Origin of the sequence: Streptomyces sp. NPDC048606 (genome assembly GCF_040650855.1) — a bacterium.
Classification (GTDB): Bacteria; Actinomycetota; Actinomycetes; order Streptomycetales; family Streptomycetaceae; genus Streptomyces.
On the sequence record NZ_JBEZIB010000031.1, the window covers coordinates 102242 to 111828 of the forward strand.

The following is a 9587-nucleotide window of genomic DNA, read 5'->3' on the forward strand; positions in this document are numbered from 1 at the left end:
CGGCTCTACGGCCCCACCAGTCGCGCGCGACCGCGCCCGCGCACACTCTCTGCGTCCACCACCGCGTGCCCGCGCGCAGGGGAGTCGCCACGCGGGGACCGGGCCAGTACCCACGGGGGAAACGTGATCACTCGACGGACCGCACTCAGGGCGGGCGTGGCCGGAGCCAGCGTCATCGGAACGGGCGGCATGCTGCTGCCCGTCGTGACCGCCACCGCCGACGAGCCCCGCTCGGCCGCCGCCGACCTCGACCCGGTCGGCATAGCCAAGTTCACCCAGCGGATGCCGCTCGCGCCGGTGCTCCAGCCGTACCTGACGACCAACACCACCAGCTACTACAGCATGACGCTGAAGGAAGCCACCAAGGAGATCGTGCCCGGCCTGAACACCCCGGTACGCACCTTCAACGGCTCCTTCCCGGGCCCCGTCATCAAGGCCGAATCCGGCCGCCGCGTCGTCGTCAAGCAGACCAACACCCTCTCCGACCCCACCTCGATCCACCTGCACGGCGGACACGTCCCCCAGGACAGCGACGGCTCGCCGATGGACCTCATCGCGGCCGGCGGCGGCACCAAGACGTACACCTACCCCAACACCCAGCCGCACGCGAACCTGTGGTTCCACGACCACGCCCACCACCTGGAGTCGGAGAACGTCTTCCGCGGCCTGACCGCCACCTACCTGCTCACCGACGACGTCGAACGCCGCCTCGGCCTGCCCTCCGGCGCCTACGACGTCCCCGTGCAGCTGCGCGACGCCCGATTCGCCCAGAACGGCGAACTCGTCTACCAGATGGGCGACTTCCAGCACCGCAACGTCATCCTCGCCAACGGCAAGGCCTGGCCCTTCTTCGAGGTCGCCGCCCGCAAGTACCGGTTCCGCTTCACCAACACGGCCAACATGCGCTTCTTCGACCTGCGCCTCGCCGACGACTCGGAACTCGTCCAGATCGGCACCGACGGCGGCCTGCTGACCGCCCCCCACCGCACGAACTCCGTCCCGATCACCCCGGGCGAACGGGCCGACATCGTCATCGACTTCTCCCGCTACCCCGTCGGCAGCACCGTCGAACTCGTCAACAAGGCCGCCGCCCCGGGCGAGCCCGTCGACCTGATCGGACGCGTCCTGCAGTTCCGCGTCACCCGCACCGCGAGCGACGACAGCGTCGTCCCCGCCGCGCTGCGCACCCTGCCGCCCCTGGCCACCGCCACCGTCACGCGCGACATCGAGCTGCGCATGGACGAGACCGGCGCCCCGAGCGACATGGCGTACATCAACGGCAAGACGTTCGACATGGACCGCATCGACACCGAGATCGCCTACGGCGCCACGGAGATCTGGACCGTCAAGAACGTCAACCAGTTCGTCCCGCACAACTTCCACATGCACCTGGTCCAGTTCAGGGTGCTGGAGCGCAACGGCGCGGCCGTCACCGCAGGGGCCGAGACCGGCCTCAAGGACACCGTCGCCCTCATGCCCGGCGAGACCGTCAAACTCCAGGCCACCTTCACCGGCTACCGGGGCACCTACGTCTACCACTGCCACATGTTCGACCACGGAGCCATGGGCATGATGGCGAACATGCGCATCGCCTGATCGACCGACGCTCCCTCCGCACCAGCCGGAAAGGCACACCGGATGCACGCCCTCGTCCACGATCCGAACGCACCGATGCAACTCGCCCTCCACGAGGCCCCGGACCCCGCGCCGCGCCCCGGGCAGGCCCTGGTGGAGATCGCCGCGATCTCCTTCAACTACGGTGAGATCGCCTACCGTTCCCCCCGGACGCGGCCCGGCTACGTCTCCGGCTGGGACGCCGCCGGGGTCGTGGTCCGCCCCGCCGAGGACGGCTCCGGACCGCCGGCGGGGACCCGCGTGGTCACCTTCGGCTGGGGCGGCGCCTGGGCCCGGCTGCGCGCCGTCGACACCGCCGAACTCGCCGTCGTCCCCGATGCCGTCGACCTCGGCCTCGCCGCCGCGCTCCCGGTGGCCGGGGTCACCGCCCTCCAGGCCTGCCGCCGCCTCGGCTCGGTCCTCGGACGCCGCGTCCTCGTCACCGGGGCCTCCGGTGGCGTCGGCCGCTACGCCGTCCAGCTCGCGGCGCTCGCCGGCGCGCACGTGGTCGCCTCGGTCGGCAGCCCCGCCCGGGCCGAGGGCCTGCGGGAGCTGGGGGCCGCCGAGATCATCGGCGGCCCCACGAAGCTCACCGCGCCCGTGTACGGCGTGATCGACAACGTGGGCGGTGCCCAACTCGCCGAGGCCTTCTACCGCCTGGAGGACGACGGCGTCGTCCAGGCCATCGGCAAGGCCTCGGGCGAGTCGACCACCATCGACTTCGAGCACTCCCGCGTCACCAGCGCGCGGGGACGCCTGGAGAACTTCAACATCACCACCCCGCTCGGCGCCGACCTCGGCTTCCTGCTCCACCTGCTGGAACAGGGCCGCCTCGACGCCCAGATCGGCTGGCGCGGCCCCTGGACCCGGGCCGCCGAGGCCGCCGAAGGACTCCTCGCCCGCCGGATCCTCGGCAAGGCCGTCCTCGACGTCACCGCCGTGACGGCCTGACCCCGCACACCGCCCGACGGTTCCCCCGCGCCCGCTCGCCCGTGCCGGGCTCGGGGGAACCGTACGGATCATCGGGGGGAGAACCGGGGGGATATCCCCACCCCGGTCCGACAGGCCTGCCGGATGGGTCGACGGCCGCGCCTCCACGAGGCTTTACCCATGACCACACACCGCAGCAAGGCCCTCCTGATCGCCCTCTGCACGGCCACCGCCGCCGCCGGACTCACCGCCGGTTTCCAGGCCCACGCCGAGGACGCGGCCCCGGGCGGCGCCGACCGCCCGAGCCTGACCTGGCGCCCCTGCGCCAAGCCCGGCGGCCCCGCCACCCAGGAATGCGCCGACCTGCCCGTCCCGCTGGACCACGCCGACCCCGACGGCCCCCGGATCAACCTCGCCGTCTCCCGGATCCGCAGCGACCGGCCCGAAGCCCGCCGAGGCACCCTCGTCGTCCTGCCGGGCGGCCCCGGCGGCTCCGGAGTCCAGCGCCTGACCCAGAAGGGCGACGCCCTCGGCCGGCAACTCGCCGGGACGTACGACCTGGTCTCCTTCGACCCCCGCGGCGTCGGCGGCAGCACCACCGCCGACTGCGGACTCGCCCCGGGGGACCGCTACCTCACCAGCCTGCGCGCCTGGCCCGCCGCCGACGGGGACATCACCGCCAACCTCGACCGCGCCCGACGCACCGCCGAGGCCTGCGACCGCAACGGCGGCGCCGTCCTCGCGAGCTTCACCACCGCCAACCAGGTCCGCGACCTCGACGCCCTGCGCGTGGCCCTCGGCGAGCGCAAGCTCTCCGCCTGGGGGGTCTCCTACGGGACCTACGTGGGCGCCGCCTACGCCCAGAAGTTCCCCGAGCGCACCGACCGCTGGGTCCTCGACAGCAGCGGCGACCCCGACCCGACCCGCGTCGCCCGGGGCTGGCTCGCCGACATGTCCCGGGGCGTCGACGACCGCTTCCCCGACTTCGCCGCCTGGGCCGCCCACGCCGACCGGGACCGCGACGGCCTGCGCCTGGCCGCCACCCCCGAAGAGGTGCGCCCCACCGTCATCGCGCTCGCCGCCGCCCTGGACCGCGCCCCGCGGAAGTCGACCACCCCCGACACCCCCCTCACCGGCAACGGCCTGCGCCAGGCCCTGCAGAACGCCCTGACCTCCGACGCGGCCTTCCCGGCCTTCGCCCGCCTCGTCAAGGCCGTCCAGGACCCCGCCGCCACGCCCGTCCTGCCGCCCGAGCTGGCCCAGCCGCTGCGCGGCCAGGACGCCGCCCAGCTCATCGCCGTCATCTGCAACGACGTGAGCTGGCCCGAGGCCGACGCCCGGGACCGCCAGCGCACCGTCGACGAGGACCGCGCCCGCAGCCCCCTCACCGGCGGCATGCCCGTCAACGTCCTGCCGTGCGCCTTCTGGAAGAACACCCCCGACGAGAAGCCCGTCCGCATCACCGACGAGGGCCCGTCCAACATCCTCATGATCCAGAGCCGCCGCGACCCGGCCACGCCCCACTCCAGCGGCCTGAAGATGCGCGAGGCACTGGGACGGCGCGCGGTGCTCGTCACCGTCGAACACGGCGGCCACGGCGCCTACCTGGGCAACGGCAACGCCTGCGGCGACCGTGCCGTCACCGGGTTCCTCACCACCGGCGAGCGCCCCGCCCGGGACCTGGAGTGCGCGAACTGACCCCCGCTCCCCGGCGCGGCGCCCCCCGGAGGGCGCCGCGCCGCGCCGGACGGGGCGTGTCGGTCGTGGCGACCGCCGCCCCGCTCGGGCACGGTGGGCGCGATGGGCGACCGTCCGCGTGCGTCGCCCCCGACCTCCACGAGGGGCGCGCATGGCCGAGTACGACACCTCCCGCACCAGCCGTCGTACGGTCCTGCTGGCCGCGGCGCTGACCGCCTCCTGCGGGGCGCCGACCGGCCGCGGTGCCACCGCCGCCCCGCCGCCGGGTTGCGTGCTCACCGTCGAGGCGGGGGAGGGGCCGTACTACCTCGACCTCGACAAGGTCCGCTCCGACATCACCGAGGGCCGCGCGGGGGTCGCCTTCCGCCTCGATCTGACGCTGGTCCGGGCCTCGGACGGCTGCCGGCCGCTCGCGGACGCGGCGGTCGACGTCTGGCACGCCGACGCGGCGGGCGACTACTCCACCGCCAAGGCCACCTTCCTGCGCGGTACCCAGGTCACCGACGCGGCGGGCCGCTGCACCTTCACCACCATCGTCCCCGGCTGGTACGCGGGCCTGGCCCCGCACATCCACTTCAAGGTGCGGCCCGACTCCGGCAAGGGCGTGACCTCGCAGTTCTTCTTCCCCGAGCCGATCCTGCGGCAGGTGTACGCCCGTCACCCCTACTCCCGCCGCCCGGCCCCGGCCCACCCCAACGAGCGCGACGGCCGCTACCGCGAGACGGGCTCCACCATGACCCTGGCCCCCACCGCCGAGTCCGCCGGCTACCGGGCCGCGTACACGGTGGGCGTCGCCTGAGGAACGGGCCGCGCGCACGGCCCCGATCCGCCCCGCGCCGCCCGCGCGTCCCGCGGACTCCGGGTGGCCCCCCGGTGGTTGACTGGCCGCATGCCGCTCGACGCCTACGGAGTGCTGTCCGGCACCCTGCACGGACACTTCCGCGACCAGCCCGACAGCCAGGGGCGCTGGTTCCACGTCAACCTGGAGGTCGACGCCCCCGCCGGTCGTCACCGGTGCGCGGTGGACGTGGACGGCAAGGACTCCGCCGTCGGCGTCCAGTGGAAGGTCCTCACCCTGGCCGCCTCGGTCCTGGACCCCGTTCCGGGCCTCGCCCCCGGCTACCACGACCTCTCCACGTCCTCGGGATCGGGCGCCCTCGACCTCATCCGCCACCCGGCGCTCGTCGACCGCCGCGGGTGCCTGTTCGTGCGCCGCCCGCCGGCCTGGCTCGCGGACCTCCTCGACCGGTGGGACCCGCCGCACCCCTGGATCTCGGGCTCCCACGTCGAGGCCGCCGAGGCCCTGGAAACCCTCCTCGTCCCGGGCCGGGAGATCCTGGTCTTCGGCGAGCCCTTCGACCGGGGGCTCGGGATGCACAACATCCACCAGAACCAGGGGGACCCGTACGGTTCCCCCTGGTGGGACGACAACGGCGTCTGGCAGGACGGCGCCACCCTCACCCGCCGCCCCGACGGCCGCTACGACGCCTTCCTCAACAGGTTCTCCACCCAGGCCGACCGCACCGACGGGGCCGGCCACCCCCTCTGAGCGGGTGACCGGCCCTCGACGCGTCCCGCACCGGGCGGGGCTCAGTTCGCGGCGTAGACGCGCACCGCGAACTCGGCGATGTCCTCGTCGGACAGGTTCTTCGCCAGGTTCGCCTCCGTGATCATGCCGACGAGGCGGTGACCGTCGCCCACGTCGATGACGGGCAGCCGCTTGATCTGGTGGATCTCCATGGTGTCCACCGCCTCCTGCGCGGGGGCCTCGGCGTCCACCCAGTGCAGGGTGCCCGCCATCTCCCCGGCGCGCACGGAGGCCGGGTCGCGGCCCTCGGCGCAACAACGGACCACGATGTCGCGGTCGGTGATCAGGCCCTGGAGGCGCTGGTCGTCCCCGCAGATCGGCAGGCAGCCGACGTTCAGGTCGCGCATCATCCGCGCGGCGTCCAGCAGGGACTGCTCCTCCCGGACGCAGGTCACGCCGGCCGTCATGATGTCCCGGGCCCGCAGGTTCCTCGTCATGGTTCCTCCTCGGCTCTCGGTCCCCCTACCGAGGACACCACGAACGGCCCTCGCGGGCGCGTCGGAGGGGGCGAGGTGCCCGCCAATCCCTCGACCTCCGCTCATTGTTGACCGATCGTTCCAGACGGTCCTATGATCCTTCTTGTGGCCAGGACCAAGGAATTCGATCCGGACGCCGCGCTCCAGTCGGCCCTAGAGCTGTTCTGGCGGCGCGGCTACGAGGCGACGTCGGTGGCGGACCTCGTGGAGCACCTCGGCATCGGCCGGGCGAGCATCTACGCGACCTTCGGCAGCAAGCACGAGCTGTACCTCAAGGCGCTCGACCGGTATGCGGAGTCGGTGGACCCGGGGCTCGTGGAGGAGCTCTCGCGGCCCGGGCCCGCCCTGCCGGCCGTCCGGGAGGTGGTCCGCCGCTTCGCCGCCGAGGCCGGCTCGTCCGAGGCGCGCCGCGCGGGCTGCTTCGTCACCAACACCGCCGCCGAGCTGGGCCCGCACGACGAGGTCGCCGCCCGGCGCGTCCAGTCGAGCTGGGACCGGCTGGAGACCCTGCTGTACGCCTCGCTGGCGCGGGCGCAGGCCCAGGGCGAGCTGCCGGTCGAACGCGATCCGCGGGCGCTCGCCCGGATGCTCCTCGTGGTGCTCCAGGGGGTCCGCGTCGTGGGGAAGGCCTCGACGGACCCCGCGCGGGTGCGGGACGCGGCCGAACAGGCCCTGAGCCTGCTGACCTGACCCGACCTGACCTGGCTTGACCCGACCCGGGCGGTCCGGTGCGCCTCCGTACGCCTTCCTTCGTGCGCCTCCACGTGTTTCCGCATGCCCGAATAATGAACCGATCAGTCAAAAATAGGGGGGATCGACATGGGGAGGAACACAGCCTCCACCGACGTCGACGTCGACACCACGACCACGCACGACCGCGCGGCCGCCACCACGACCGCGCCGGCGGGCACCGCGCGGGCCGTGCCCCGCGCCCGGGCGGCCTTCGCGCTGCTCGGCACCGCGCAGATCACCCTGATCTACACGCTCGCCGCGACCACCGTCCCCCTGCCCCGCATCGCCCACGACTTCGCCCTCCAGCGCGCCGACGTGATCCTGCTCAGCGCCGCCTACGGCCTCACCTTCGCCGGGCTGCTGCTCTTCGGCGGGCGCCTCGCGGACCGCCACGGCGGTCGGCGCGCGCTCACCGCCGGCCTGCTGCTGTTCACCGCCGCCTCCCTCGCGGCCCCCCTGGCCCCCGGGATCGACACCCTGCTCGCGGCGCGCTTCGCCCAGGGAGCCGGCGCCGCCCTCGTCGCGCCCGCCGCCATGGCCGTCCTGCGCGCCCTGTTCCCCTCGCCCGCCGCCTACGGACGGGCGATGGCCACCTGGGGCGGCCTCTCCGTCCTCGGCGCGACCGCCGGCAACCTCCTCTCCGGGGTCGTCTCCGCCCTGCTGTCCTGGCGCTGGGCCCTGGCCGTACCGCCGGCCGTGGCCCTCGTGGTCCTGGTCCTCGCGCCCCGACTGCTGCCCGACACCACACCGAGCCGCGGCCGGAGCCTGGACCTGCCCGGCGCCGTCCTGGCCACCGCCGGGATCAGCCTCGCCAGTTACGGGCTCGTCGTCACCGACGCCCACCCCTGGACCTCGGCCACCGTCCTCGTACCGCTGCTCGCCGGGCTCCTCCTGCTCCTCGCCTTCCCCCTCGTCGAACGCCGCACCCGCGACCCGCTGTTGCCGCCCCGCTTCCTGCTCGACCGGAGCCGGGTCGGCGCGCTCGCCGCCATCGCCCTGACCGCCTGCGGCACCGCGACGACCTTCGTCCTGCTCTCGCTCCACTTCCAGCAGGTCCTCGACTGGTCACCGCTGCGCACCTCCACCGCCTTCGTGCCCTACGCCGTCGTCCTGATCGCCGCCGGCCGCCTGGCGGGCCCGCTCACCGCCCGCCGCGGCGCCCGCGCCGTCACCGCCGGCGGACTCGCCGTCGCGGCCGTCGGCATCGCGCTCCTGGCCCTGGCCGGGCTCGAAGCCGACGTCCCGTACGCGCTCGGCGCACTGCCCGGCCTCGTCCTGCTCGCGGCGGGCAGCGCCGGGAGCTTCGCGGCCGGAGCCGTACTCGCCACCGAAGGGGTACCCGCCTCCCAGGCCGGCCTCGCCGGAGGCGTCCTCAACACGGCGATGGAGTTCGGCCCGACCGCCCTGTTCGCGCTCCTGCTCACCCTCGGCGACGACGCCGCCTCGCTCGCCGCGACCGCGGTCGCCTTCACCGCCGTGGCCCTGCTGCACCGCCGCCGCCCGGCCCGATCGCGTCCCTAGGGCCTGTCGTCAAGCTCCCGCCTGCCCCGTGCGACGACAGGAGTTTGACGACAGGCCCTGGGGGAGCGTCCGGCGCCCTCCGATACGTCACCACCGTCCTCACCCGCACCACCACCCACCGGGAGTCATCGAAATGAACCGCTTCACCGGCAAGTCCGTCCTGGTCACCGGCGCCGGGACCGGCCTCGGCCGCGCCATCGCCCTCGCCTTCGCCGCCGAAGGCGCCCGCGTGGTCGTCGCCGGCCGCACCCTGTCCTCCCTGGAGGAGACCGTGCGACTCGTCCGGGCCGCCGACGGCACGGCGGAGGCCGTCACGGCCGACGTCACCGACTCCGAGAGCCTGCGCGCCCTCGTCGCGCGGACCGTGAAGCGGTTCGGCTCCCTCGACGTCGCCGTCAACAACGCCGGCATACTCCGCGGCACCGTCCCGGTCGCCGACGTCACCGAGGAGGACTGGGACGCGGTGCAGCGCACCAACGTCACCGGGGTCTGGCTCGCCATGAAGCACGAGATCGCGCACATGCGGGAGAACGGCGGCGGCGCGATCGTCAACATCTCCTCCAACCTGGGAGCCCACACCCGCATCCCCAACGCGGCCGCCTACATCACCTCCAAGGCCGCGGTCTCGGCCCTGACCCGGGCCGCCGCCCTCGACCACATCGCGGACGGCGTCCGCGTCAACGTCGTGAGCCCCGGTGCCTCCGCCGCCCCCATGTCGCTCCAGCCGGGCGAGACCGAGGCCGACCGCGCCGAGCGCGTCAAGACGGAGAACCCGCTCGGTCGGGTCGCCGAGGCCGAGGAGGTGGCGGCGGCGGTCCTGTACCTGGCCTCCGACGCCGCCGGTTCCGTGGTCGGCGCCGACCTCGTCGTCGACAGCGGCTCCTCCGCCTGAGCCGCGACGCGCACGGGCCCGCCGCCCCGGGAGGATCCACCCCCCGGCGCCGGGCCCCCCCCCCCGCGGATCGTCCCCCGCCCCCCCACCAACCGCAAGGTGTGTTGCAGGGGGTGCACCACCCCCCCCCACACGG

General features: G+C 74.2%; 9 protein-coding genes. 8 read left to right on the plus strand and 1 reads right to left on the minus strand.

The window, feature by feature from the left end:
- Positions 1-123 precede the first annotated feature (123 nt).
- From AB0D01_RS29145 to AB0D01_RS29165, 5 genes are all read left to right on the plus strand, one after another.
- Positions 124-1596: a multicopper oxidase family protein gene (locus AB0D01_RS29145; protein WP_363060366.1), complete on the plus strand. Its 1473-nt coding sequence runs from the start codon at positions 124-126 to the stop codon at positions 1594-1596.
- Between the two features lie 42 nt (positions 1597-1638).
- A complete protein-coding gene (locus AB0D01_RS29150; protein ID WP_363060368.1) occupies positions 1639-2565 on the plus strand; it encodes a zinc-binding dehydrogenase in 927 nt (308 codons plus the stop codon).
- Positions 2566-2724: 159 nt separating this feature from the next.
- On the plus strand, positions 2725-4242 hold the full coding sequence (locus AB0D01_RS29155) for an alpha/beta hydrolase (protein ID WP_363060370.1): 1518 nt from the start codon (positions 2725-2727) through the stop codon (positions 4240-4242).
- Positions 4243-4393: 151 nt separating this feature from the next.
- A complete protein-coding gene (locus AB0D01_RS29160; RefSeq protein ID WP_363060372.1) occupies positions 4394-5041 on the plus strand; it encodes an intradiol ring-cleavage dioxygenase in 648 nt (215 codons plus the stop codon).
- Between the two features lie 90 nt (positions 5042-5131).
- On the plus strand, positions 5132-5791 hold the full coding sequence (locus AB0D01_RS29165; RefSeq protein ID WP_363060374.1) for a DUF2278 family protein: 660 nt from the start codon (positions 5132-5134) through the stop codon (positions 5789-5791).
- A gap of 41 nt (positions 5792-5832) precedes the next feature.
- Here the strand turns inward: AB0D01_RS29165 and AB0D01_RS29170 are convergent, their stop codons facing one another.
- On the minus strand, positions 5833-6267 hold the full coding sequence (locus AB0D01_RS29170; RefSeq protein ID WP_363060376.1) for a CBS domain-containing protein: 435 nt from the start codon (positions 6265-6267) through the stop codon (positions 5833-5835).
- Positions 6268-6411: 144 nt separating this feature from the next.
- On the opposite strand from AB0D01_RS29170, the gene AB0D01_RS29175 reads away from it, so the two are divergent.
- From AB0D01_RS29175 to AB0D01_RS29185, 3 genes are all read left to right on the plus strand, one after another.
- Positions 6412-6996, plus strand: a complete 585-nt coding sequence (locus AB0D01_RS29175; protein WP_363060378.1) for a TetR family transcriptional regulator — start codon at positions 6412-6414, stop codon at positions 6994-6996.
- Positions 6997-7125: 129 nt separating this feature from the next.
- Complete coding sequence (locus tag AB0D01_RS29180; RefSeq protein ID WP_363060380.1) at positions 7126-8559, plus strand: MFS transporter; 1434 nt, start codon at positions 7126-7128, stop codon at positions 8557-8559.
- Between the two features lie 133 nt (positions 8560-8692).
- The gene (locus AB0D01_RS29185) at positions 8693-9451 is read left to right on the plus strand and encodes a glucose 1-dehydrogenase (RefSeq protein WP_363060382.1); all 759 of its coding nucleotides are present in this window, start codon (positions 8693-8695) and stop codon (positions 9449-9451) included.
- Positions 9452-9587 lie beyond the last annotated feature (136 nt).

Coding starts and splice junctions, on each gene's coding strand:
- AB0D01_RS29180 (WP_363060380.1), top strand. CDS start 7,126: ATGGGGAGGAACACAGCCTCCACCGACGTCGACGTCGACACCACGACC.
- AB0D01_RS29185 (WP_363060382.1), top strand. CDS start 8,693: ATGAACCGCTTCACCGGCAAGTCCGTCCTGGTCACCGGCGCCGGGACC.
- AB0D01_RS29165 (WP_363060374.1), top strand. CDS start 5,132: ATGCCGCTCGACGCCTACGGAGTGCTGTCCGGCACCCTGCACGGACAC.
- AB0D01_RS29150 (WP_363060368.1), top strand. CDS start 1,639: ATGCACGCCCTCGTCCACGATCCGAACGCACCGATGCAACTCGCCCTC.
- AB0D01_RS29155 (WP_363060370.1), top strand. CDS start 2,725: ATGACCACACACCGCAGCAAGGCCCTCCTGATCGCCCTCTGCACGGCC.
- AB0D01_RS29160 (WP_363060372.1), top strand. CDS start 4,394: ATGGCCGAGTACGACACCTCCCGCACCAGCCGTCGTACGGTCCTGCTG.
- AB0D01_RS29170 (WP_363060376.1), bottom strand. CDS start 6,267: ATGACGAGGAACCTGCGGGCCCGGGACATCATGACGGCCGGCGTGACC.